Here is a 26,959-nt window from a genome sequence, read left to right on the forward strand (position 1 = left end):
TTATCTGATTAGTCCACAAATTAAGTGGGTTAATAGATTTCTCCAAATTAATTTTGGTAGCGCGGTGTTAAAGGTACGTGGCGGCAAGTTTGTGCACGCTGGTTTTGAGCCGTATAGCAGGCTACTTGAGTGGTGGGAAGGCTTTTTTGAGTACTCACAGATGTATCGGCGGCAAGCCTTGTTTGCGCAGTTCGCGCCGGTAGTGTTTGAGGTATTTTTTATTGCTCTTGGCGCCAACGCTTGATCCGGCCCCGCTGAGCAGCATCTTGATCATATAGTTGAAGATGGAGCGGTCGCGCAGCCGCTCAAAGTAGATGATGCCGGTCTTGTGATTGTTGCGGCTTTTGATCACAAAGGTATTGGCAATGAAGGTGATCATTTTGGTAACAAAGCTTTTCTTCTGCACATCACCCCCTTGTAATATTTCCACATTGAGCTTGCGGTACATCATATGCATTTCACCATACGATACATATTCCCGGCCGATGGCCCGCAAGGTAAGGGTATCAAGTTGTCCTGACCTGATCCTTACAGAAGCCAATGGTTCTACCACCTTATTGAGCATCATCAGGTTGGCTGGCCCTACCCGGGTGGTCATCAGGAAGGCCGCCAGTGAATCTGTATAGGATTCCTGCAGCCGCAGGTTTACGTGTATGGAATCTATCATGTAAGCATCGGCCAACAGTTTCAGGCTGTCTGTTGCCTGGATATTGCGGCTCTTTATATTGGCCAGGAGGGCCTGCAGCCTGCTGATGCTGATCACTCCCGACTTATTGGTCTTTTCACTGTGTTCCTCATAGCGTACACTTCCCTGGTGGACCAATACACTGTCTACAGCAATTTTAAAGGGGAGGCGTTTGATCATATCTACCGGCAATGGCCTGATCACATCGGGTTCCCGTGGCGGGCGTTTATCGCGGTACACACTGATTGCCGGTTCATAGATGGCCAAAGCGCCGATATGGATCAGGGTATCTTTAAAGTACTTGTTCAGGTCGGCACGATGGATATTGATCCTGCCTGTGTGCAGTTGTATGTAATCGGTCTGGTAAGGATGGGCCGCTATGTAGGCGTCCCTGGATACCATCGGTGTATAAGTAAATGAATCGATCGATAACAGGCGTTCGCGGTGATGGTAACTGAGTTGTTTCCATCGAAAGTAGTTTTTGGTAGTGGTCAGGTCGCCCGAAAAGTCGCGCAGGGAAAGATTAGGGCTGTTGTTGAGCCATTCCTGGTGGTGTTGGTTGCCCTGAATAGCCAATTGCTCTATCGTTAATGCCTTAAGGCTGAGCCGGCCACTGTCTTTACCTATGCCGTCAATTTGCATATTCCGGAGGGTAAAGCGTGCGATGAGTGTAGACCAGGGAATTGTTGGGTGTTTTCCTGTAGCCAGCCTGGTAAGGCCCAGGTCCAGCTCCATGCTTTGTGGCTTCAGCAGGATCAGTTTATCTGCGTGTTGTGAAAAGGATACATCCGTTCCTTGTATGCTGGCGTTGTCTATGGTGATGGGCGTTTTGCCGTCGTGCCTGATGTTGTTGAACACCCATTGGTTGTGGGCGGGTGTGATGCCCTTGTTCCAGGCGAGGTGGATGCTGTGCTCTTCCTGTTGTTGCTCCAGGCGCAGGGTGGGTTGTTCAATGATCAGTTGCTTAATATCCATCAAGGGCAGTTGCTTGCCGGGTGACGCTGCTTCGGCGGCCTTACCGGCAGCGGATAATTTTACCAGTAGTATGGGTTCTTTTAAGATGACCTCTTCGGCATGCAGGTTGCCAGCCAGGATAGCTTCCAGGTCGGGCACCAGTTGTAGCCGGGGGATCGCTGCCGTGATGGTATCGTGGGATGTGTGGTGGCTAAATCGCACATCATTGATATGTGACCGGGTATTGCCTGCCAGGGAATAGTAGCCGGTATGCAATACCATGTCTTTGCCGGTGTATTGCAGGTTGGTGCCCTCTACAGCCAGTCCTTCTACTTTCAAGGCGCCCTTGCCGGAACCATCTTTCCTGATCGAAGCGATGGTAAGTTTGTTTACAAACGTATTGAGGTTGCTGTGTGGGTCTTTCAGGGAGAAATGGGTTTTACTGCCCTGTATATTTCGGATCGTTAATGACAAAGGTGGCCGGCCTTCGGGAGCAGCCCGGGCTGTGGGGGTATTTATTGATACGGTTGCTTCTTTCCAACTGGCCGTACCAATACTGATATGGTCACTGCTGTCATCAAAGGCCAGTCCTGCCATGCGTATGTCCCTGGCATTTACAGTCATATTGCCGGAGAGGTCCTTGATGGTGGCCTCACCTGCCTGCAGTACCGTACCATGACCGGTAAAACTTCCATTGTTGATGGAAGCCTGCAGCTTTTTGGTTTTGATACTTCCTTTATCAAAATGCAATGAATCTATGGCATCGCCGATCATGGAGGTAGATCGTGCGGCCAGCAGTTGATTGGTTTGCACGGTCAGGTTTACCTGTTGCAATAACAGCCTGGTATCTGGATTGGGGACATACGATATATGGCCATTGATCACCTGTATCCTTTCCAGCGACATGGCTTTGTCGAGGGAACGCAATACGGAATACATGGACACTTTTTTATCCTTGTCTGCCTTCGTGTTTTTCACATAGGCTATTTTAGGGCCATACAGTACGGCTTGTTTTGCTTTGATATGCCGGTTGAAGATCAACTCTTCCCAGGAAAGACTGTCCAGTTCGAACAAAGGAAGCTGGTGATGCCGTATGATATTGGCTTTGGCGAGGCTGTTGATGGAAAAGTTATTGAGCAGGATACTGGAGTTTATGATCCGTATACTATCGAACTTGAAACGGTAAGTACTGTCTTTGTTGAGGCTGGTATAACCACGGATGGCCATATCAAACCTGCCTACCGAAACGGGTTCTTTGGCTGTGCGGTCGATGACCAGGTCCCGCATTTCAAAGTCATCACCTTTGGTATTGAATTCGGCGGACTGTCCCTGTTGTACCGTAACCACGGAAGTGCTGATATTTTTTACGCCGATGTATTTGAGTTGGGTATTAATGCCCAGGTGCTTTAGCAGCGTGTCCATATGGACAGGAGGGCCATTTTGTTTGCGTGCGCTGTCAATCGTCACATTGAGGTTGAGCAGTGGATTGAGGGCATACATGGAATCAGCTTTGAGTACACCGGTAGCATAGAGTGCAGGGAAATCAAGATTGGAAAATTTGAGTTTATCAAAGAACAGGCTTAGGGCCAGTTTTTTCTGCCGGTTGCCGGTAGAAATGATCGAGCAGCTGTCCAGTGCGATCGACCGGTCTTTTACATGGATCCTGAAATTACTGAAGGCCATGCGGTAGCGCCCATCGGGGAAGGTGATCTCCTGGTGGTCGGTGTTGAAAACAATGTCCTCACTAAAGTGAAAAGCTGAGCTGTCTACTTTGTTGCCTCCCACTTTGATATGGTTGATGCGGAAATAGATATTGGAGATCGTCACCGGCTGCCAGTCGGCCCGCGCCCGGTTGGCCAGGGAAAAGCGGCCATTGTCGATCCGGAAATGCCCTACAGAGAAGAGGGAGAGGGCTTTATGGATCGAGTTGTACAGATCGCCGATCTCATGGGAGAGGGAGCCATGCCTGTGTTCCAGCGTATCGGATTTCATGACCCTGATATCCGGATTGTTGATCAGGATACTGTCAATGACCAGTTCGCGGTGCAGGATCAGCGGGGTGAGTTTGTGCAATTGCAGGCTGAGCCGCTTTACCGATATCCGGTAGGCTGTTTTGGTACGGACGGAATCGGTATTGTAGATAACGGCTTCCCTGAGATTGAGGCGGCGCTGACCAAAATCGTAGGTGATGTTTTTGAGGGATAGTTCTACCGTGCCATTGGACTTGCTGCGGACGATGTCGCGGATAATGCTTTCTGCATGGTGTACAAACCACAGGTAGGCCACCACCAGTAATACCAGGAGGATACCCATGACTATACCGGCGACCTTCAACAGCTTCCTTACCAATGGTTTAACGGCCATATTGTAATATACGGCATTTTACGCTTTCCCAGAGGCCTCGTTCATGTCTTGCTATTGCCATGTTCGTCCCTTGTTCGGTGGAGCCCGGGAAACCGAACTCTTAGTAAATGCGCATTAACACCGGTATGAGGAGGTGGCGAGGGCACCGTGATGATCTATTTAAAACCCGAAGATCTTATCCAACTCTATAATATGCTTTCCGGCTGGGAGGACTTTGGGAGCTTTCGCCAGTTTCTCAGCAAGTGTGGAGGTGGGCATGGGCTTAAACTTTCTGATGATTCCAATGCCATTCAGGAATTTTAACAGGCTGGCCATGATACGTTCCCCCGACCGGTCTGAGTCCTTCCGCAGCAACAAGCCCGGCCTGAAAATAATGTACTGATCAAAGGAGAGGCCGGCAATGGTATCTTCCAGCTTACCTTTCATTTGGGAGTAAAAGACCTTGCTTTTAGCGCTGGCTCCGTAAGCAGACAATAAGACCGTCCGCGAAATGCCATTTGCCCTGGCAATCTCCGCAAATTTCAGCGGGATCTCATAGTCGATATGCCATTGTTTATCTTTGGTGCCTGCGGCTTTTAAGGTAGTGCCCAGACAGGAGATCCATACATCGCCTTTGATGAATTGGGATACTCCTTCCAGTTTGTCAAAATCAGTAAGGACCTCAGTTAACTTGGGGTGACTTATTCCAACAGGCCGGCGTACAAAAATTACCACTGCTGTATAGGCAGGATCTTGCAACAGTACATTTACCAGGTCTTTCCCTGTAGCGCCTGTGGCTCCGATAATCAAGGCTTTCATATTGCCGTAAGGTTTTGTGCTGCCTAAATTAATGAAACATTACAGTTCTTGCTGAATTTATCTAAGCCGCTACTTTATATCTATCTATCTTTTTTCGGATCAGACAGGGGCGTATAGATCAATTGCACTACCCCCGATTTGAATACCTTGGTTTCGGCCAGTACCAGGTTCAGCCTGGCAGAGATATCAAACAATGGTTTGCCGGCGCCTAAGGCTGTAGGGTGCACAGAGATCATATATTTATCTACCAGCCCATTTTCTATAAACGTGGTGATGAGTTTGGCGCCACCATAGAGCCAGATATCTTTTCCGGGTTGGTTCCTGATCTTTTGTACCTGGGCTACTATGTCGGTACTAATAAAGGTGGCTTTATTATCTACCCTTGATTGGCTGGAGAAAACGTATTTTACCTTGGACTGTATGGCGGAGTAGATCTGTTTCTCCATGTCCGGCGCAGTTGCGTCAGGCTGGTAATGGCCCCACTGATCGTAACTTACACGTCCGTAGAAGATGGTGTCTATGGATGCCAGAAATGCATCGAACTGCATGTCTTCTTCCAATATGCACCAGTCTATCTCGCCGTTGGCTCCCTCGATAAGAGCATCTAATGTGGTGGCTAAATTCAATATGATGTTTCTCATGGTGCAAAGGTAAGGTAGGGAGCAAGCGCCCGTTTGGAAAAATCCGACAAATTATAATGCGGAAGGAGGCAGGCCGGTATACCGTTTTACGTCATTGGTTAAATGCGCATGATCGTAGTACCCGTGTTCAATGGCGATATTAAATAAGCTTTTGTGCTTTTTATTATGCGTGATCTCCGAGAAAGCCTGCTGAAATCGCGTGATGTTAATAAACTCTTTAGGAGTAATACCGATATGCTTGTGAAAACTTCTTTCCAGTTGTCGCGGTGTAGTGTGATGCTGTTTGGCCAGTGCATCTACCGTGATCTGCCCCTTGATCGTTTTTACAGATTGGGCAATCGTGGAAAGGTTGGAATCAGGTGCTTTGAATCGCTTGATAAAAAAAGTGTTTAACTCAGCAAATGACAACTCCTGCATTTTGCTGGTGTCTGGCGCCAGCGTTTTTTCCAGTTCTACCGTCTGCTCTGTAATGGCTGCCAGTGACAGGTGGTCATAAAACTGTGAGAAGGCGCCTGGCTTAAAGCACACACCCATCAGGTGATGTTTTTCGTTGAGGTAGGTTTCTTTATAGGAAGTCATAGCGCCTACCAAATAAGTGCTTCCGGGCTGCATGGTTACGAGGCCATTGTCAGTGGTGCATTTTTCGCCCAGGTTCAATACCATGCCAGGGCTTCCATCCGGAAATATCCGCTCTGTATGCAGCTCAGTGCCGGCGCCTGCTATTGACCAAAAGCTGTCAATATACGCTGCCAGTGCATGATGTGGTTTCGCCTGTTTAAAGATCATGAGCCTAGTCCGGTTTTTACAGGTGCAAGGTCCATCTTTTTAGGCAATTTGAGCAAACTGCTGGATTACCCTTACCCCCCCACAAGTTTCCGCTCAAATCACCGTTATATAGAGAAAAGTTATATCTTGAAAAGATAGGTTTATCCCTTTCAGGGGGTAACAAATGGTCCAATCCGTTGATATAACCCCAGAATACCTTAAACGGCTGAACTTATGAACGCATCCCGCCACCTGCTTCCTGTACTGGTGTTACTGCTGGTAACCCAATGGGCAGCGGCACAGATCAACGATACGCTGCCTGCCGTGGTAGAACCACAGGTAGACAATAACCGCGTGAAATTTACCTCCCAATTGCGGCCCCTGCGGGGCGTGGCCGGAGCGCCTGCTCCCTTTTACACCTATTTCTGGGAGTTTGGGGATGGTACTTACAGCTTTGAGAAAGAACCCGTACACCTGTACAAGGATACCGGCGATTACCCTGTTCGCCTCTGGGCCACCAATAACTACGACGACGGCAAAAAGCCACCCACCCGCCTCAAAAAGATCAAGGTAGAGAAGAAAACCATGCTGGCGGCCAATACACCACCCGCCTTCTTTAAAGGCGGCGGATCACTGGAAATGATCACCAACCAGATGCCCCGGCCGGGAGAAGACATGGTGCTCCTGCTGGGTTACCGCAACAAGCCCGGCAGTCACACAGCCACCGTAAGCGGATCGGTCATGCTGCTGTATAATGAAAAGCAGTTTGGGCAAAACAGCTTCGACCTGGCCGAAGCCAGAAGTTACCACCAGGAAAAAAAGATTGGGCTCGACTCCCTGCTGGCCTATGCGCCCGCCGAAGAATGGAATATGCCCCTACAGGGTACCCTTACGGGTGAAGCCGATAGCCGGGGCGGTGGATTGTTTACAGCCAGTGGCGGCGGCAACCTGCCCATTGCCGGTAAACCACAGCTAAAAGCCTTCCTCAAAGAACAAATGGAGGGCTACCGGCAGCACCATATCTGGCGCATCAACGAGGTGAAGCAGGGCGAAGAACAGTTTATGTTCCTTTCCCTCAATACCCTGCCGGAAATGATCAAAGACACCAATGCGGTAGTCACCATCTCCGGCCTGTTCATCCCCGACGATCCTTCTATGGACGTAGAGCGGTTTGCCCTCGACCTGCAGATCGTAGCCTCACACGATCCCAACCGCATCATGCTCAAAAACCGCAGACTGAACTACCGGTTTACAGGCAAGAACCGGGAGAATATTTATAAAGTACAGTTCCAGAATACCGGTAAAGGCCCCGCCAAAAGAGTGGCTATCACCGTCACCATTCCCGGTATGCTCAACACCGGTACGGTAGAACTGGTAGATATGAAACCTGCCTGTACATGGTGCGACTCTGCTTATGCCAACCAAAGCTGTATCGACACCATCCTCACCAAAGACAGTATACAATTCATCTTTAAGAATATCTACCTGCCGGGCACGCAGCAGGAGGGCATCAGCGATCCTGATTCTACCATGGGTTATGTGCGGTACAAACTGCGCTTCACCAAAAAGATGAAAAAGATGCCCTTCACCAGCCGGGCTTCCATTGTATTTGATAAGAATGAACCCATCTATACCAATCGCTCTGTAGGACGGTTTAAAAAGGGGCTTTCACCCGGTATTATCATTGGTTACAATACCATTCCGGGTAAAAAGCCACAGGATATCCTGCCACAGAATTATGTATTGGGCTTCACCTTGTCGGAGTATGCAGCTTATAAGAAATACTTCCAGTGGGAGATCTACCTCGAAAAATCGCGTAGCTATGAATCCTACGATGGCCGTCGCATAGGTGGCGATACCATGATCAATGGGGTAGGGTATAAGGTAGAATACCGCGATCAGTACCGGCAGCAAAAAGTATTGTCGCTGGAAGCCGTGCCTGTACACTTCCGGTACAATATCAATTCATATATGGCCGCAGGGGCGGGCGCACTGGTAGGCGTTGATGTGGAAAGGTCAGTGACCCCCGTGGTGGAAACCTGGATACAAAGGCCCAATGGCCAGGGCCTCGCCCTGATGAAAGGCGCTTATGAAAAGCAGCTGGAATCCTTTGCCAACTGGCGGGGGGCTTTCTTTGCAGATTTCCAATTGGGTATTGTGCGGGCAGGTCCTGCCGCCGGCATCCGTTTCCTTCAATACATCAATCCTTCACACCAGCGGATCTTTCTATACGCCAGCTGGAAGTTGTAAGAAAAATCTCTACTTTTAGCCAAATTACAACCCTGATGGCGCACTGCCTGTACAAGGTAGTTATACAGTTTACTATTTATTGCAGTTGCTTCTTTGTAACCTCCTTTGCATCGCCCGATAGTACCGGCGTACCTGCAACGCTTCAACACCATTTGCAGGAACTACAACAGAAAGACAGCCTCGAACAATGGCTCTATGCCCGCATTGATTATGTAGATGCGGCTCCATTTGAGCGCATAGATTTCCTGATGGCCACTCAACAGGCGGCCTGGAGAACCTACAGGACCTACGATGAAAGAGTAGCCTGGTTCAACCTGCTGATATTGCAGGGCTATTACCAGTTGCAAACCGGCAACATCATTTCCTCCATCAACGCTTACGAAGCTGCCCTGGCTTTCTATGAAGCCTATCCCTTGCCCGATGCTGATAATATCGCTTATGTATTGAAGCCCCTGGGAAATAATTATACCCGGCTGGGTGATTACCATACGGCTTTATTTGTGCTCAGTAAAACCCTGGCGCTGGCGCAGCAGCGGAAAGACAACCGCGAAATTGCTGCCACCTATAGCAATATGGCCATCTGCGCCCGCTGGAAGGGCGATCTGCCATTGGCCATGGAATACAGCAAAGCAGGCATCACAGCCGTGGATCGCCGTACGCCTTTGTATGGATTGCTGTTGAGTACCTCGGCCGATATATTAACTGAACAGGGAAGGTATGATACGGCCAGCCGTGTAATAGCGCAGTCCTTAACGCATTTGCAGCGCTATAAGCATGATACGGATGCCTTGTACTGGTACGCCAGCGCCCTGCAAATGGCGTCCCGTATTGCCATCGGGCAAGGCAGGTATGGTCCCGCTAAGCAATGCGCGCAGGAGGCACTTCAATTGTTTGACCGTTATTTCCCTACTGCCCGTCAGCGGGAAAAAGCCCGGGTCAATGAACTGCTGGGCAATGTATGTTTGAAAACAGGTCAGCCGCAACAGGCGCTTCAATATTATCAACAATCCCTGCTCTGGCTATTGCCTTCCTGGCAGCCAGCCTCCCTGCAGGCCGTGCCACCGGAAGCATTGCTGTATGGAGAGTCGATCTTCACCGATGCATTAACCGGCAAGGCTACCTGCCTTCGCCTGCTGGGTAAACCGGAAGCAGCACTGGATCATTATATCGCCGTCTTTATGGCTGGTCATAAGTTGCAGGCCACCTTCTTTTACACCGAATCCAGGCTGCGGGAATTGCAACTGGCCAAAGGACGTGCCGATGCTGCCATGCAACTGGCCTATACCCTGTGGCAGGATACACATCAAAAGAAGTATGAAGAACAACTGCTGCTGATTGCCGAACTCTCCAAAGCACAGGTATTGGCCCACGAAAGGGCTGCCCGCTTTTCCAGGGCAGGCGATTTCCAACCGGCAGACAGCATTACCCGCAAAGCGCGGCAACTACAGGATGCCATTGTGTACTATCAGCGTGAGCTGATCAACTCACCCGCCAATAAAAATATACCCGACCTGCTGCAGGTGGCCGAATACGATCTTTCCCTGTTGAATAAGAAGACCCGCCAACAGGAAGAGGAAGCGCCCGAAGCAAAGATGCTCAACCTGGTACAACTGCACCATTTCTTTGAGCGGATACCCCTACAGGCAACGGTACTGGAATTCTTTGCCGGCCGCGACAGCAGCTACATCATTGAGATGGATGCCAAGGGTATCAGCGCCATCAAACTAATTACCGGCAGCGGCCGGCTACAGGATAGCCTGCAGCATTTCATGCAACAATGGTTTATGCACGGGCCTGCTGCTATGATGAATGCACCCAAACAGTTTTATCAGCAATGCTATGGCATCTATGCGGCGCTTTTTAAGGGCTATCAATGGAATACTGCCCGCCGCTACCTGCTGATCCCCGATGGCCAGTTTAGTTACCTGCCGTTTGATGCACTCGTGACCAATGAAAAATATAGTCTTAATTATGGCGAATGGCCCTTCCTGTTTAAGCAGGTCGCTCTCTCACAGGCTTATTCTTTACATACCTGGTATCAGCAGCAAACTGGCAGGTACCCCGTGCATAGTTTCACGGGCTTCTTTGTATCAAAGGGTAAGGGGCTGCGTCAACCGGTACTATCGGTGATGCAGGAATACCAATCTTTACAGGGAATGATCAAAGGCGACTATTTTCTGGACTCTATGGCCACCTGGCAAAACTTTACCACCCATACCAGGGGAATGGGCGTAGTTCATGTAAGTACCCATGCAGTATCCTCTGCCCAGGATTCTTTTCCTTTCCTGCAATTGTATGACCAGCCTTTTTATTTGTTTGACCTGCGTTATCGTTCCTTTGCGCCCTCGCTGGTAGTGCTGGGCGCCTGTAAAACTGCCGATGGCGCCTGGCTGGCAGGAGAGGGCGTCAATAGCCTGAGCCGGGGTTTTACGGCGGCTGGTGCCGGCGGCGTGATAGCAGGCATCTGGAATGTGAATGACGAATCGGCCATTGGAATCATGCAACAGTTTTACCAGCAGTTGCAACAGGATAAAGACCCTGCTCTTGCCTTACACGATGCCAAATTGAAATGGATGCAGGAGCATGGCGGCAATGCCACCCTTCAATTGCCCTATTACTGGGCCGGGATCGTGTACAGCGGCCACCTGCTACCGGTAGTGCTGGAGCAGGAGCGCAGCAGGTGGTGGTATTATACAGCAGGTACATTGGTGGCAATCGCCCTGGTTATCCTTTTAATGAAAGCGATCCGGCGCAGGAAGCAACCCCGCTCTCCGGGTGCTTAAGTTATTTTGCCTTCTCAACGATCTTTAATACATCAGTCATCTCTGCGGCAGATAATAGTACATCAGGAACCAACTGCTTGTCTGTTTCCCTGCCTTTGCCCGCAGGCCTGATCCATTCTTTAACGCCAAAGCGTAATGCGATCCTGGTGTTGGGCAATTTCGTATTATACATTTCGCCAAAGTGGTTGGGGTGCCCGTTGGTGGGAACCTGTCCAATGATGGGCGCTATTTTATTGTCCTTGATCAGGGTGGCAAAGAGGATGGCGCTGGAAAAAGTGTGCGCGCCTACCACGATGGTTACTTTCCCTTTGAAGGGATACGGCACTTCCTGTGGTGTGCTGATGCCGGCATCGAAGTGGATAATATTGCCAATGGGTGTATTAGCGTACAATTCATTCTTAATGCCCCAGGATTCGTACAACTGTTGGTATTCCGCACTCCGTTTCCAGTTGCACTGGTAATTCTTATAAGGTTTTTTATAAAAGCAGGAGATGAGGTAGGCGCCTACGGCGGAATTGCCACCTTCATTATTACTCACATCGATCACCAGCTGCTGAATGCCGGCAGTATGTATCTGCTTAAAGATGCTGTCGATCTTACTGGAAATAGCATCGAACGTAAACTCTCCTGTGTTTTTTACATCAAAAGAACAGGCATTGATATAGCCGGTTTTACCATATGGCTGGTAGCTGATCCTTTCGGAGCAGCCGGTTTGGGCTGCTTGCGAGGGTTCCGGCGGACCAATAAAAGCATGCTCATCCCCCAGGTGAGCGATCACCGGTTTTACCAATCTGAGGAAATCGGTGGCACTAAGGGGTGTAGTTAACTTCCCGGCAATGCTGCCGAACAATTGGTCATACTGCTTTTGGGAAAGCTCAGTAAAAGGGTTGGCATGTACCTGGTAGAGCTGTTGCTGCAGGTAGGCGAGGTCCTCCTTTAAATGGGCGGGTGAATACAAACTGTCGGCAGGGGGCGTTTGTCCATAGCTACTAGTAAACCCTGTCAGGTATAATAAAAAAAGATAAATTGTCTTCATGGGTGGATAGATGAGGGATTTGAAATATAGTTATCGTAGAATGTCGTTGTTTCCAGGAAAATGTTGCAGCAAGTGGAATGTTTTTGGAAACCCTCCGGTATTTCATAAAGTGTGGTCTTGACAACAAACAGGTAAGGCAATGAGCATTGTAGCCAACCGGAAGATATAAGGATAAATTTAATTGTGAATTAAAAAATGATAACAGCTCATACATAAGAAGAAGTTTTGATCCATCTTTGAGCATGCTTTCTGTTTTCAGGTTCCACCTGTATCCTGCTGTCCGGCTTATCCTTTTCCTCACAATAGTCAATTGCCCGCGGCAATTGTCCGCCCAGCCACGTCTTTCTCCATTTCACGACCAACAGCATTTTACAGACGAGAACGGTCTGCCCCAAAATAGTATCAAAAGCATCATAGGCGATCAGGAGGGGTTTATCTGGCTCTCTACGGAAAGCGGCCTGGTACGTTATGACGGGCATCGTTTCCTCACCTTTGACCAATCTGTGCTGCCACTGCGTTCCACGCGGATGGGCTCTTTCTACCTGGGTACTGATTCAGCAGGAACCGGTAAAGACCATTTTTTTATTCCCAGCAACAAGGGCGACTACCTGTTCATTAACCATGGCACCGTGGCACTAAGAGACGCAGGACATGAGCACCAGTTTGCCCGGATGCCTTTTAACCGTGCCTGGCGCGAAGGGAAAACATTTATTAGCCAGAGCAAGCCTACCCTGATTGAATTTGATCTGACCGGTCTTCTGTGTATCATTCCCGACGATAAAGGCGGTTTCTATACCTGCAACAACGAGGTGATCACCTATTACAAAGGTGTTCAGCAGCAATACCAGATCGCTTTTCCCATGGCAGATGTCTCTTCACTTATCCGGATGGATGCATCGCTGTATTGGGCCAACGAAAAGGGCGCATTCAAAGAAATAACCGGTACTACTGTCAGGGATATTGCATTGACCGGTGATATGCTGCAACACCCGGCTTATCAACCCGGTGTCAGGAATTTTGAAATATACTGGAGCAATGTAACCGGTTCAGCTTTTCTTTTTCTGCAAAACAATTTATACCAGCTCACTAAAAACGCTGCCGGTAATCTTGACACCCGGCTGGTGCTTACTGACTTTGATTGCAAAGCCAACAACATCATTTCTATCTATTATGATCAGGCGGCGGAGGTCATCTACCTGGGTAGCCTGAATAAAGGACTCTTTACCTTTTCTGCCCGGTCATTCAAAACATTGACGATTGGCAGCAATACCTATGATAAAGACAATATCTATTATGCCCAGGCTGCCTGGGACAGTAACCGGGTACTTACCATCCAGGGGCACCTGATGGGACTCAATGGCTCTACGGTACTTCCGTTGATGAAGAAGACGGCTACCTGGGACCTGTTCAGTATGCTCATTGACCGCAGGGGAACGATCTGGACCCGCAGTGCGGATGATATCAATAAGTTTGATTCATCTGGTAAGCACCTGTTGGCCAAATGGCACCTGAAGGGTGGTGCGCCTCATTTGTATGAAGGCCGCGACAACCTGTTGTGGATAGGAGCGGGGCAAAGGGGATTGTACAGGCTCAACCCCGTTGATCACGCTGCAAGACTGCGGCCTTTTCTCAACCACCTTGCTTTCCCGGATGTTTATTGCATGCAGGAAGAAGGGACTGAGTTTTTGTGGGTAGGCACTGCAAAAGGCCTCTACAGGCTGCACGTACTCAAAGGGACGGTTGATACCATTAAGGGACTGGAAGCAGCTAATATCCGTAGCCTGCACATTTCCAGGCCTGGTGAAGTGTGGATCACCACCTATGGAAAAGGCTTCTTCCTGTACCAGGATAATCGCCTCATCGCATTTCCGTTGGATAAAGGAAAGTACCTGGCCATGGCGCATTGCTTTGTGGAAGATGACCTGGGCTACTGCTGGATACCTACCAACAAGGGTTTATTCCAGGCTTCCAAAAAAGACCTGCTCAATTATGCGGCAGGCGGTCAGCAGCAGCTCTTCTACTTATACCATGCCCGTGAAGAAGGATTCAATACCAACGAGTTTAATGGCGGGTGCCAACCCTGTGCCGTGAAACTGGCCAATGGGTATATCTCCCTGCCTTCCTTTAATGGCGTGGTATGGTTTACTCCCCGCACCATGAAAACGGTATTGCCCGATAAAAAGATATTCGTCGATAAAATAGAGGTAGACCAGTCGGCTGTGGTTGTCAGAGACACTATAGACCTGCCGCGCAGGTTTAAACTGCTGAAGCTCTATTGCTCTACTCCTTATGCCCGGAACAGTTACAACATCAATATGCAATACGCCTGGGTAGAGGGAAGTGAAACCCCGGTATGGCTGCCCATGAATAGTGAACAGGTAATAGAACAGTCTTCCCTGCCGCATGGCGCCTGGTCGCTGATCATTCGAAAGGTCAATGGGTTTGGCATGGATAATTACAGTTATCGTACACTTACCGTGCTGGTGCCACCTGCTTTTTATGAGACCTGGTGGTTTTACGCATTGCTGGGTGTACTGGTCATTTGTTGCATGTGGATATATGCCCGCCTGCGCCTGCAATACATCCGCCGCAAGAATAAACAACTGGAAGCACTGGTCAATAACCGTACAGAAGAACTGAGCAAAGCGCTTTCTTCCTTGTCCGAATCGGAACTGAATACCCGGCGTGAGATGCAGGTACGGGAGATCCTTTTCACCGCTATCTCCCACGATATCGGGAGCCCGTTGAAATTCATGTCTATGATGGCAGAGGAGCTAAGAGATAGTTTGGAAGTGACGAATGTGCCTGATAAAACGAAGCAGTACGCCGATGATATCTTTAAATCCGGGTTTTATCTCTACCATCTTACCCGCAACCTGTTGCAGTACCTGCGCATATCAGAAAAGAAAGCCGCCTTGCAATACCGAAAATTCGACCTGCACCGCCTGGTAGAAGACAAGGCGGCTATTTTCCAGCCTATAGCCCGCGAGAGAAATGTGACCATTGAAAATGAGGTACCACTATTGTTCCAATTGCACAGTGACCCGCTTTTGCTGGAAGTGATCATTCATAACCTGCTCGACAATGCGGTAAAAGCTACCCGTGATGGACGTATCACTATCCGCGTGGAGTCAACAGAAGCCGGGCAAACACAATTGGTGGTGGAAGATACGGGGCATGGCATGCGCGAAGAAGTGGCGGGCTTTTTCAATACCGGCGTAGCTGCTCCTGAGGAGATTGGCAAGCCCGGTGGCACGCTGGCAGGCTTTGGGTTGATCATTGTAAACGAACTGGTGCGGCTGCTGCAGGCAAGATTACAGATCAAAACAGGTTCCGGCGGAACAAAGATCCACCTCGTTTTTCAGGCATAGGCCCGCACCTGGAGCTGTGCCTATCCAAATAATTTTCTCTTGGCGGCCAGGTCAATCACATTGGTCACCTCAAACTTTTTAAAGATCCTCGTTTTGTAGGTACTTACCGTAGATACGTGCAGGTTCATCTCCCGGGCAATATCACCAATACTCTGGCCCTGTATGAGGAGCTGCATCACATCCGCTTCCCGGTCCGACAGGGTTTGCACCGGGTTATCCTTCACCGCATCATGGTGCTGCAGGTTGCTCAATAACTGCTGCCGGATGCCAGCGCTTACATATTTCTGGTTGTTGAGCACACAACGTACTGCATCTACAATTTCGTGATTGGGAGAGTTCTTCATCAGGTAGCCATCGGCCCCTTCGCGCAGGTAGTGCAAGGCATACATCCTTTCGTCGAATCCGGAGAAGATCAGGATCCTGATATCGGCCTGCTTCATGCGCAGCAAACGGATCATTTGCAAATTACTGCCGTTGGGAATATTGATGTCGAGGATAACGAGGTCATACTGCGATCTTTCGGCCCATTTCAATGCTTCATAAAAGTCGTCGCATTCATCGATGGTTACATTGGCCGCCATGGAAGTAAGGATGCGGCCAACACCATAGCGTACGATAAGGTGGTCTTCGATCAGGAGTATTTTCATAGCAGAGGACAGGTTAACGGGTTTCGTATTACAAATAAAAGTAAAAATTATTATACATGATGTAGTATGATTACTACAGGCGAAGCCGACAATCGCTACAAAAGGCCTTGGTACAGAATTTTACATTTGCGCAAGTCGTATTCTAAAAAAGAAACATCCATGTCTCTAAGCCGGTTATACTGCGCCGGTCCCGGAGATCAATTAACCAATCAATTCCTCTTATGAAAAAGCGCCTGCCTTTGTTCAATACTTCCCATATTGTAACATGCTCATTTCTTTCCTTTATACTCCTGTTATCTACTATTCAACTTCATGCTACGGACTTCTTTGTGACTAATGGTAACAATGCCGGAGCAGGCTCCCTGAGGCAGGCCATCACTGATGCCAACGCCAATGCATCGGTACCACATAACATCACTTTTACCGTGTCGGGGGTGATCAATATTACCAGCTCCCTGCCCACCATTACCCGGCAGGTGACCATTGATGGGGGAAGTCCCGGCACTGTAACCATCAGCGGGCCGGGTGGCAATAACCTCATCGCGCTGTTTGTGCTGGGCACAGGGTCGGGCGGCAGTACCATCCGCAACCTCACCATGCGCAATACCGGCCTGGAACCCATCCGGCTGGCGGTGGCGCTGAACAATATTACCATCGAAAACATGGTGCTTACGCAAACCGGTGTACACTATATGAACCGTGGTATCCTGGCCAATGCCGCCGTGACCGGTCTTACCATTAAGAATGTGACCATTACCGGGCTGGAAGATAAAATGCAGGGCATTTACCTGAATGGCAATGCCACCAATGTAATGATCGACGGGTACAAGCTATCCGGCGGTGGCGGCTCCAGTGCTGCCGGGATACATGTGCAGGGGGTAGCCAATGGCCTTACCCTTAAGAACAGTATCATCGACCTGGATGATCCCGCTACCAATGATGATGGCGATTTTGGGATCTTCTTTGCGACCACAGCCAATAATATTACGATCGACAGTTCCGTCTTCCGCGACAATGAACGATATGGCGTGTATTGCGGCGCCACAGTCAACAACTTTACTATCAAAAACTCCACCTTCGACAACCTCGACGGCTGGACCAGGAACTGCTTTGTCTATTTCAATAATAATACTACCAATCTTACGGTTGATAAGAATATATTCAATGCCAAATACCGAACGGGTACAGATGATGGGGACTATGGTCTCTGGATGAGAGGAGGTGCCAATCAAACGGTTAATATCCTCAATAACCAGTTTATTGATATTGATACGATGGGCATTTTCGTGGGCAATGACCCACTTACCCAGAATCACGACAATATATTGATCAAGGGAAATACCTTTACCCGCAATGGTAATGGTTATGTTGTTTCGGGTGGTATTACCATCCTGGCAAGGAATACCACGTCCGATGGCGGGCCGGTGCTCATTACCGAAAATACTTTCTCCGATAATAATGGCGTATCCATTATGGTGCGTCCGGGCAATACAACCTCCTACGTGCTGCCCAACTTTACCATCAGCAAGAATGTCATTTACAATACGAAGTCGACGAATGGTACTGTACGCGCACAATATGTGGACAAGGTCATCATAACGCAGAACAGTATTTACAATAACCAGGCATTGGGTATCGAGTTGATTGCCGGGGGCAATTGCGGCTATGAAGGCGTCACCTATACGCCACAGATACTTTCCTCGGTAGAGACCGGTGCAGGCATCTATACTGTTACTGTTAAAATGCCTGCGATCTGCGGATCGGGCAATTGTTCGCTGGAATTGTTTTCCAACGAAGCCGGCATTAAAGGGGTAGGGGGACAGCATTATGTAACCACCCTCACGGGCCTGGGCTCGGGCAACCGGGTACTCACCGGCATTACCGGCAGTTTCCCGGAGATCACCGCAGCGCCCTATGGCACCTGGTCGGCCACGTTAAGAGTTAATAACAACTGTGGCACTTCAGAGTTTAGCAATAAGAAAGCCATCAAGGCCAATGGCCCGGCCGGCATCAGCAATGGTATTGCGGTATGGTTGCGCGGTGACGATCTTTCAGTGGCCAATGCAGAGCCCACGGCCAGCGGACAGGTGATCACGGGCTGGGAAGAGTTCAGCGGCGGGGGCGGCCCTTCTGCCACCACCGTCATCAATAATCCGCTCACCAAACTGAATGGCATCAACTTCAATCCTGTGGCCGATATGGATGGCGATGGGATCAGAGGGATACTCAGTGGCGCTCCTTCCTGGATCACTACACCTACCACCACCAGCGTGGCCGTTTTTAATCCGTTCTCTATTTCTGCCAGCGGCGACCGTTTTTATTGTCTCTTTTCCCAGGCCGGTTCGGATCATAATGTGAATACCGCACAGATCGAGTTTTACCGCACGGGCAATAATATCAATTCTTACAGGGGCAGTACCCTGCTCAATCCACCCATCACCGGCACCACCGGGGTAAAAGCTTTTGACAGGCCCGGTGTGTTCTCTTCTGTCACCAGTGCCACCAACCACAGCTCCTATTACAATGGGGCCAATATGGGCAGTGGCAATTACAGCAAAGGCAATTTTGCCATAAGCCAGTGGTTTGTAGGTGTAGGATGGAATACGACCAATGGATGGCAGAACGGGGCCGAGACAGATTTTGCGGAAGTGTTTACCTACAACCGTGTGCTTACGGCCATTGAACTACAGAAAGTACAATCCTATATGGCGCTCAAATACGGTATAGCCATGAAACAAAATTATGTATTGAGCGATGGTACCCAGGTATGGGATGTTGTGGCCAATGCAGCTTACAGCAAAGAGATAGCAGCCCTGGTGCGCGACAATGTATCCGTATTGCACCAGAAACAGGCAAAAGCCTTCCAGGCCGATGAAGTGATCAGTATTGCCGTTGGCGATGAACTGGCGGCTACCAACAAAGACAATGAAGATTCAGTGGTCAACAATAGGTCCGTATTTATGTGGGGCAATGACAGTGCTTCAACTGCCTATAGCCAGGCATTTACCGCCGGCACTTACAGCAGTAGCCGCATGGTCCGCAAATGGAAAGTGCAGAAAATAAACTGGGCCGACAAAGATATTACCATCAAAGTAACCGGCGCCAAGGATAATAATTACTTACTGATCAGTACCGATCCTGCTTTTGGTACCATCAGCCAGGAGTTGAAGTTTAATATCGATGGCACCATCACCGTGTCTACCGCCTTACTGGCCAATGGTGCTTACTTCACAATTGGCCGCCAGCAAAAAGCACCGGGCGGCGTATCGAACGGATTGGATGTGTGGACAAAAGCCGATGAGGGTGTTGTAAAGTCCGGTACCAATGCCATTAGCTGGGAAGATCAAAGCCCTTCCATGCGGCTTTGGACCAAGGTAAATGCCAACGCGCTGACCTGGGGCGGCATAGATATGAACTACAACCCGGCCATCCGCTTTCCGGGACCAGGCACGCCTGCCAACTATTTTACATTCACGCCCCAGTTCACGCCCACCTATACACAGGGAGAGATATTCTCTGTACAATCTTCTGCCATCAATAATGTGGAAGGTTTTCCCTGGCAACTGGGCGGCACCAGCGGCACTACCGTATTGTGGTACCGCCATACCTCTGATAATATGTACCTGCATTGGGGTACCAATGCCCGCAGGAACTTCTCCTATGCACCTAAGAATTTAGCATTGCCGGTTATCCTGAATGTGAACACTGCTGCTAATTCCTGGACCGCCTCGCTGGATGGAAAAGTGATGAGCGGCCCCGCTGCCTATACCACCAGCTTTACCCAGCAAGGCACCAACAATGCCATTGGTGTAGCGTATGGTTCCTACTTCAATGGACCACTGTCGGAAGTGATCCAGTACAAACGTAAACTCACTGCTACCGAGCGCCAGCAGGTCAACAGTTATATGGCCATCCGCTATGGTATTACGCTTGACCAGACAACGCCCACCAACTACCTCGCCAGCGATGGTATTACCACCATGTGGAAGGCTTCGGACAATGCCGGTTTCGTTTCCAATATTGCCGGTATCGGGCGCGATGAGATCGGGTCTTTGTACCAGAAACAAAGCCGAAGTATCAATACTGCCGCCAGCGGCAACCTGATCGCGGTGGCCGTAGGCGATGCCCTGGCTGCCAGCAATGCCGACAACAGTGATACTATTCTCAATAACAGGTCATTCCTGGTATGGGGCGATAACAATGGCGCCACTACCTATACGACTAGTGTAACGGGTAATAATGTTACCCTCCGCATGCCCAGGGTTTGGAAAGCAGATAAAACCAATTGGGCCACCCGCAATGTGACGATCAAGCTGCACAGCAGTGTGGCCAATACCTACCTCCTCATCAGTAACAGTGACCCAACCTTTGGTACTATTGATCAGGAGTTACTGATTAATCCGGATAGCACCATCACCATCAGTAGTGATCTGTTGCCTGATGGTGCTTATTTCACTTTCGGCAAGCAGATCGTGGGACCGGGTTATGTGAATGCCGGTGTACAGGTATGGCTGCGGGCCGATGATGGCGTATCTACCAATGATACCTGGTTCGATTACAGTGGTAATGATGCCGATGCTACACAGGCTGTGGTGGCCAATCAGCCAGCGCTTACTGCTGCAGCCAATAACTTCAACCCGGCTTACCGGTTGAATGGTACTACCCATTATATGGATGTGCCTTACAAAGCTGCTTTTAACGGCAACGTAACGGTGTATACGGTGCATACACAACCTGTGGCCAGTGGTTTCCGCACACCTGTCTCCAGCAGGAACTCTAGCGGCAGCGTATCCAAAGGATGGAACTATTACCGCAATGTAGGGGTACGCGAATTCTGGACAGGTACCAACGCTGCCGCCTGGTCTATTCAAACAGGTGGCGCCACTACGCTGAATGTACCTGAGATCATCGGGCTCGATGCTACCCTGGGAACAGGTAACGCCGTCAAGCATATTTATTCCAATGGTCAAACCGTGGGTACGGTTACCAACGGTACCTATATTACCAATACCACAGCGCCTTTGCGTATCGGAGCCATCAGCGATGGACCTACTCTTTGGTGGAATGGCGACATCGCAGAGACCATCGTATACAACCGGGTACTGGCAGCCAATGAACGGGCTCATGTAGAAAGTTACCTGGCACTGAAATATGGCATTACCCTCAATCAAACGGTTGCTACAGATTACGTAGCCACTGATTGGGATGGAACCACCGGCACCAAAATATGGACTGCCGCCAAGAATGGTATTTACAATAAGAATATAGCCGGCATTGGCCGGGATGATAAGACCACTTTATTCCAAAAGCAATCCCGCTCAGCCAGTGATTCACTGATCACCGTAGCAGCAGGCGATGTGGTAGCTGCCAGCAATGCTGCTAATGCCGCCAACATTGATGACCTGTCCTTCTTTACCTGGGCCGACAATGGCGCCGCCGCCACCTTCTCAGTGGCAACGGTAGGCGTGGCCAATGCTACGGCACGTATGGCCCGTGTATGGAAAGTAGACCGTACCAACTGGTCCGACCAGGAGGTTACCTTTAAGGCTGTGCAGGGCGGCGACCGTTACCTGCTGGTACATGCTACCGACCCGGCCTTTGGCGCGGGAACAACGGAGTATGCTATTAATACCGCTACTGGCAGTGTGACCATCAATACGGCCAACCTGCCTGATGGCGCCTACTTTACATTGGCCACCAAAATTGTAGGACCAGCTTGTGTGAACAATGGTATTGCCGCCTGGCTAAGGGCCGACTATGCAGCTGCTGCGAATAGCTGGGTAGACTTCAGCGGCAACCAGGTCAATGCCACACAGGCCACAGTGGCCAATCAACCTGCCTTAGCGCCCGCTGCTCTTAATTACAACAATGCACTTACTTTCAATGGAACTACAGATTATCTGCAGATACCACAGGCTGCCATAGCCGGCAAATTCTCCTTTGGTAATGCTGCCAGAACTATAATAGGGGTAGGTATAAGTGCTACTACAGCCGATCAGCTGCTGTTTAGCTATGGTTCATTCGTTACCAACCAGGCTTCGGGCATCAGGGCCAGCGGCGGCCGGCCGATCTTTGAAGGTTCTGGTGCAGCCAATGGCGTGGTAGGAGCAGTCAATGCATACCCGGCCAATAAAGTGGGCATCATCTCCGGCCGCTATGTGGGTGGCGCAGGGAGTGCCGCATCCATTTTTACCAATAGCACCACAGCCAGTGCTACAGGAGCTATGAGCTGGGCTACCACCATCTCTTCAGAAGGGGCACAGATCGGTAAATATGTAGGAGAGAACCGCTGGTGGAATGGTAATATCGGAGAAGTGATCGTATACAACAGGAACCTTACCGATGCAGAATTCCAGCGGGTGAGCTCTTACCTCGCCCTCAAATATGGTATTACCCTCAGCCAAACGGTGGCTACTGATTATATCGCCAGCGATGGCGCCACAAAAATGTGGAGTGCTGCCGATAATACCATCTACAATCGCCGTATTACAGGTATTGGCCGCGATGACTGTACCGAGCTGTACCAGAAACAAAGCTTAAGTGTAGATACGGGTATTGTGGCGGTAGCCATCGGCGATGCCGTGGCAGCCTCCAACCCCGACAATGCAGCTACCATCGACAATGATAACGCCTGGTTTGTATTTGCCGATGATGGCGCTGCTATCCTGTACAATACCACCATCAGCGGCCTGGACAATCTTACGGCACGCATGGCGCGTACCTGGAAGGTAGACAAGACCAATTGGGCCGATGCAGGTGTGACCTTTAAGCTCACCGGCGGCAATGAAAAGATATACATGGTGGTAAGCGCTGATGCTACCTTTGACGGCGCCGATGTATCCTATCAGCTGGATACCGATGGTAATGTGACCATCCCCAGCGTGGAGATACCCGATGGCGCTTACTTTACTTTTGCCAAAGAGCTCAATGGACCGGGTTTTGTAAACCTGGGCGTACAATTCTGGCTGCGGGCAGATGATAATGTATCAACAATTGATAACTGGCTCGACTATAGTGGTAATGACAACCATGCCACACAGGCTACTGCAGCCAATCAATCAGTATTTACACCGAATGCAGTCAACTACAATCCTGCTTTTGACTTTGATGGCACCAGTGATTATATGGATTTTGCGACCAATGCAGGTATCAGCGGCACCAACCTCTTCACCGTGGTGAGTGCCCAGGTAAGGAATTCCGTAGGTACCGGTGATGGGATATTGTCCACGCAGGGTACAGCTACCAATGGTTTCCTGCATTATTATACAGCTGCTAATAAATACGCTGTGGGAAGTTCGGGTGTTGGTGCTGTGTCCGGTACAGGCACCTATGCAACCGCCAATATTCCTTATTTCAATACGACCACCCGCTCGGCAGGCAATCTGTTCAGCCTGTACACCAATGGTAGTGCAGACGGTACAGGTACACAGGCTTACAATTTTCTGAGTAGCAACCTGCGCCTGGGTAACCGGGATGTGACTGCCGATATAGCTTTCGACGGACCTATCAATGAAGTGGCTGTGTTCAACCGGGCTTTGTCGGCCACAGAACTGCGCCAGGTGCATTCCTATATGGCGCTGAAGTATGGTATTACTATGGCTGGTGATTATATCGCTACGGATGGTACGACCACCTATTGGACAGCCGCCAATAATACCGGCTATCTCAATAATATTACAGGTATAGGCCGTGATGATAATACTGCTTTGTACCAAAAGCAAAGCCGCAGTGTCAATACAGCTGCCAATGGTAATATGGTAGTAATAGGAGTGGGGGAAATAGCCGCCACTAATAAAGACAATACCGGCACTTTTGCCGATGACCTGAGTTACCTGGTATGGGGGGATAATGGCCTCACTGGTACCCAGGCTACCGAATACCCTGCATTGCTTGATCCCGGCGCCTGCAGCAAGATCACCCGCCTGCAAAGGGAATGGAAAGTACAGGAAACAGGTGATGCAGGTGATGTGCAATTACAGTTATACCTGACTGGCCTGGTGCCCACCAGCACTTCCAAGAGTGATATCAAATTGCTGATCGATGATGACGGCGATTTTGGTAACGGTGGTACTACCGTAGCAGACGCCAGCGCTTATGACGAGGCTACCCAGGTGGTGCGTTTTGACAATATCAATTTTGTTACCGGTCAATATTTCACCCTGGTAACCGATCTTACCAACCAGGCGCCCGGCGGTGTGATCACCAATCTCTATACCTGGTACAGGGCCGATAAGGGCGTGACTGCAGCAGCAGGTGTAAGCCTGTGGGCCGATCAAAGCGCCACGCCAAAGAATGTTTCAGGCGCTGCCGGTGCACAACCTTTATACAATACCGCCACTAACCTTATCAACTTCAACCCCAATCTTGGTTTTGATGGCGTCAATGATGTGCTGAACGCCACAGGTATCAGCCATTCGGCTGCCGCTAATGGAGAAGACTTCTTCGCGGTAGTATTACCCAATGCTGTGGCTGGCTTCCATGATATTATAGGATTAGGTACATTGTCAAGTACAAATACGGCTACTGAGTTCCGGTTCAATACCAATCGCCTAGAGCATTTGTCCAATAATGGTACAGCGCTGTCCATTACCAATCCCGCTGCTACAAACGGATTGGTACAACTGGCCAACGGATCCCGCAGCAATGCAGGCGCAGCCAGCCTGCTGCTCAATGGTGCTACAGTGGCTGCTGGTACCATCAATCAATATCCTGCTGCGGACTATCTGAATATAGGTGCAAGAAGGGCATCGGCAGCCAATAGCTTCTTCTTCAACGGACGGATAGCCGAGGTGGCCATCTACAACAGGCAGCTGAATCTCTCCGAGCGTCAGCAGGTAGCCAGTTACCTGGCTATTAAGTATGGTATTACCCTGCCTCATAATTATGTAGATCCCGCCGGAAACATTGTTTGGGACGCAACAGTCAATACAGGCTATGGTTTCAACATCACCGGCATCGGCCGTGATGATTGCAACGGGTTGCACCAGAAACAATCGAAGAGTGTCAATGCCACCGAAGCATTGGTGACCCTGGGCAACTATGTAGGCATTGCTGCTACTAATGCTGCCAATGCCAATAACATGGACAATGCCACTGCCTTATTGCTGGGTGATAACAATGCCAACAGAACAGCCTGGACGGCCACCGGCGCGCCTTTGAACAGGGAACGCCTGGCCCGTACCTGGAAAGTACAGGAAACAGGTAATATCGGCACAGTGACCATACAGGTGCCTGCCAATAGCAGTGCAGCCGGTGTCAAACTGCCATTGGAAAAAGATGGCAGCGCCTACCTGCTCGTGAGCACTTCCGGCGATTTTGTGAACGATGTAACCGAAGTGCCTATGACACTCAATGGTACAGATTGGGAAGCTACAGTTGATTTCACCACCGGTCAGTATTTCACGTTTGCTACCAATGATGCCTGCGTATCGTCTACGCCGTTGTTGACTACCTATGGTGCACCATCCACCACCGCTACAGATGAGTGTTATGTAGATGGATGGATCTTGTTCAGAGATCCTGTCGACAATACCAGATATATAGCGGCTATATATGATCCTACAGGTCTCATAGACCGCTCGAAGATATCCGTGATGGTGGATGCTACTACGCCTTTTGCCGATCTGGGCGAAGCCAGCAGCACCCAGGCCGTACGCCTCATGCGTCGTATGTTGCAGGTTGATTGCGCCAGCTGTTACGATGCGGTTGCCAATCCTACACCCGGCTTCACCGTGCGGATGTTCTATGATCCGGCTGAAAAGGGTGGTGCGGAAAATGTAGAGGCCAATAATATGGAAGCCCTTAAAACAGCCAATGGCATCACCGACCCCCATGTGTTCAAATGGTTCAAAGCAGCCGGCAAGTCAGTTAGTGATGTAGTATCCGGACTGTATCCGGGTGGTATTGCTGCCGGTGGTCAGGAATGGTTTGATGGCGGCCTGAGTACCGGGCAGGTGGCCGGTGTTGATTATGTGGATTTTGCTTCTGTAAACAGCTTCTCCACTTTTGGTGGCGTATGGTCGGTCAACCTGCTGAAAGTGCTGCCTGTTACCTGGGTCAATGTGCAGGCTATTCCTGCAGGCAACAATACCATTAAAGTGAAATGGGCTGTGGTGGCACAGATCAATAATGCCGGATTCACCGTGGAAAGAAGTCTGGATGGTATTCATTACCAGGCTGTGGCTTCTGTATCGCCGCAGGCAGATATTCCGGGTATGGCTTCTTATTATTCAGCAGATGATAATACCGTGGTGCCAGGTGTTACCTATTACTACCGCATCAGGCAAATGGACCTGGATGGAAGGGTAGGTTATTCCCGGATCGTGAGTGCGCAATTGAATGCGGGCAACCTGCAATACCTGCGCATCAATCCCAATCCGGTAACTGGACCGCTTCGCTGGGAAGTGGTAGTGCCCAAGGCACAATCCCTACAGGTAAGTATCCTGGATATGAAGGGTAGGGTACTGAAGGTTCAGCGCCTGCAGGCACAGTCGGGCAATAATGTATATACCATGGCGTCAGCAGGCTTTAGTCGCGGAGCTTACCTGCTGAAGGTTGTGGCCGAAGACGGAGCCGTGCATACAGAGAAGTTCATTGTACCGTAATACAAGCGGCGAGCTATGAGCTGCGAGCTGTGGGTTTTGAGCGGCAAGCTGCGGGCAATTG

Annotated in this window: 10 protein-coding genes; 4 read left to right on the top strand and 6 right to left on the bottom strand. The window is 49.8% G+C overall.

Annotation, left to right across the window (positions count from 1 at the left end; all coding sequences use genetic code 11):
- Nucleotides 1-154: 154 nt before the first annotated feature.
- The 4 genes from D3H65_RS05565 to D3H65_RS05580 all read right to left on the bottom strand — a co-directional run bounded on the left by D3H65_RS05565 (nucleotide 155) and on the right by D3H65_RS05580 (nucleotide 6,228).
- Nucleotides 155-4,003, bottom strand: coding sequence for an AsmA family protein (locus D3H65_RS05565; RefSeq protein ID WP_119049313.1), 3,849 nt, complete (start codon nucleotides 4,001-4,003; stop codon nucleotides 155-157).
- A 159-nt stretch (nucleotides 4,004-4,162) separates the two neighbouring features.
- On the bottom strand, nucleotides 4,163-4,801 hold the full coding sequence (locus tag D3H65_RS05570) for an NAD(P)H-binding protein (RefSeq protein WP_119049314.1): 639 nt from the start codon (nucleotides 4,799-4,801) through the stop codon (nucleotides 4,163-4,165).
- Nucleotides 4,802-4,881: 80 nt separating this feature from the next.
- Nucleotides 4,882-5,442, bottom strand: a complete 561-nt coding sequence (locus D3H65_RS05575) for a dihydrofolate reductase family protein (RefSeq protein WP_119049315.1) — start codon at nucleotides 5,440-5,442, stop codon at nucleotides 4,882-4,884.
- Between the two features lie 51 nt (nucleotides 5,443-5,493).
- On the bottom strand, nucleotides 5,494-6,228 hold the full coding sequence (locus tag D3H65_RS05580) for a helix-turn-helix transcriptional regulator (RefSeq protein WP_119049316.1): 735 nt from the start codon (nucleotides 6,226-6,228) through the stop codon (nucleotides 5,494-5,496).
- A gap of 213 nt (nucleotides 6,229-6,441) precedes the next feature.
- On the opposite strand from D3H65_RS05580, the gene D3H65_RS05585 reads away from it, so the two are divergent.
- Both D3H65_RS05585 and D3H65_RS05590 read left to right on the top strand, forming a co-directional pair.
- Entirely contained in the window at nucleotides 6,442-8,457 is a 2,016-nt protein-coding gene (locus D3H65_RS05585; RefSeq protein WP_119049317.1) for a DUF7849 domain-containing protein, read from the top strand.
- 35 nt (nucleotides 8,458-8,492) lie between these two features.
- On the top strand, nucleotides 8,493-11,240 hold the full coding sequence (locus D3H65_RS05590) for a CHAT domain-containing protein (protein ID WP_119049318.1): 2,748 nt from the start codon (nucleotides 8,493-8,495) through the stop codon (nucleotides 11,238-11,240).
- A gap of 1 nt (nucleotide 11,241) precedes the next feature.
- On the opposite strand, the gene D3H65_RS05595 is transcribed toward D3H65_RS05590, so the two are convergent.
- A complete protein-coding gene (locus D3H65_RS05595; protein WP_119049319.1) occupies nucleotides 11,242-12,276 on the bottom strand; it encodes a S41 family peptidase in 1,035 nt (344 codons plus the stop codon).
- Nucleotides 12,277-12,518: 242 nt separating this feature from the next.
- Here D3H65_RS05595 and D3H65_RS05605 point away from each other — a divergent pair, with 242 nt between their 5' ends.
- The gene (locus tag D3H65_RS05605; RefSeq protein WP_162915426.1) at nucleotides 12,519-15,647 is read left to right on the top strand and encodes a sensor histidine kinase; all 3,129 of its coding nucleotides are present in this window, start codon (nucleotides 12,519-12,521) and stop codon (nucleotides 15,645-15,647) included.
- Between the two features lie 20 nt (nucleotides 15,648-15,667).
- Here the strand turns inward: D3H65_RS05605 and D3H65_RS05610 are convergent, their stop codons facing one another.
- The gene (locus tag D3H65_RS05610; protein WP_119049322.1) at nucleotides 15,668-16,294 is read right to left on the bottom strand and encodes a response regulator; all 627 of its coding nucleotides are present in this window, start codon (nucleotides 16,292-16,294) and stop codon (nucleotides 15,668-15,670) included.
- A 221-nt stretch (nucleotides 16,295-16,515) separates the two neighbouring features.
- Between D3H65_RS05610 and D3H65_RS05615 the strand changes: the two genes are divergently transcribed.
- Nucleotides 16,516-26,898 (top strand): LamG-like jellyroll fold domain-containing protein, encoded by a 10,383-nt coding sequence (locus D3H65_RS05615; protein WP_119049323.1) that lies wholly within the window; start codon nucleotides 16,516-16,518, stop codon nucleotides 26,896-26,898.
- The last annotated feature ends 61 nt before the right edge of the window (nucleotides 26,899-26,959 follow it).

Origin of the sequence: Paraflavitalea soli, from assembly GCF_003555545.1 — a bacterium.
GTDB lineage: Bacteria > Bacteroidota > Bacteroidia > Chitinophagales > Chitinophagaceae > Paraflavitalea > Paraflavitalea soli.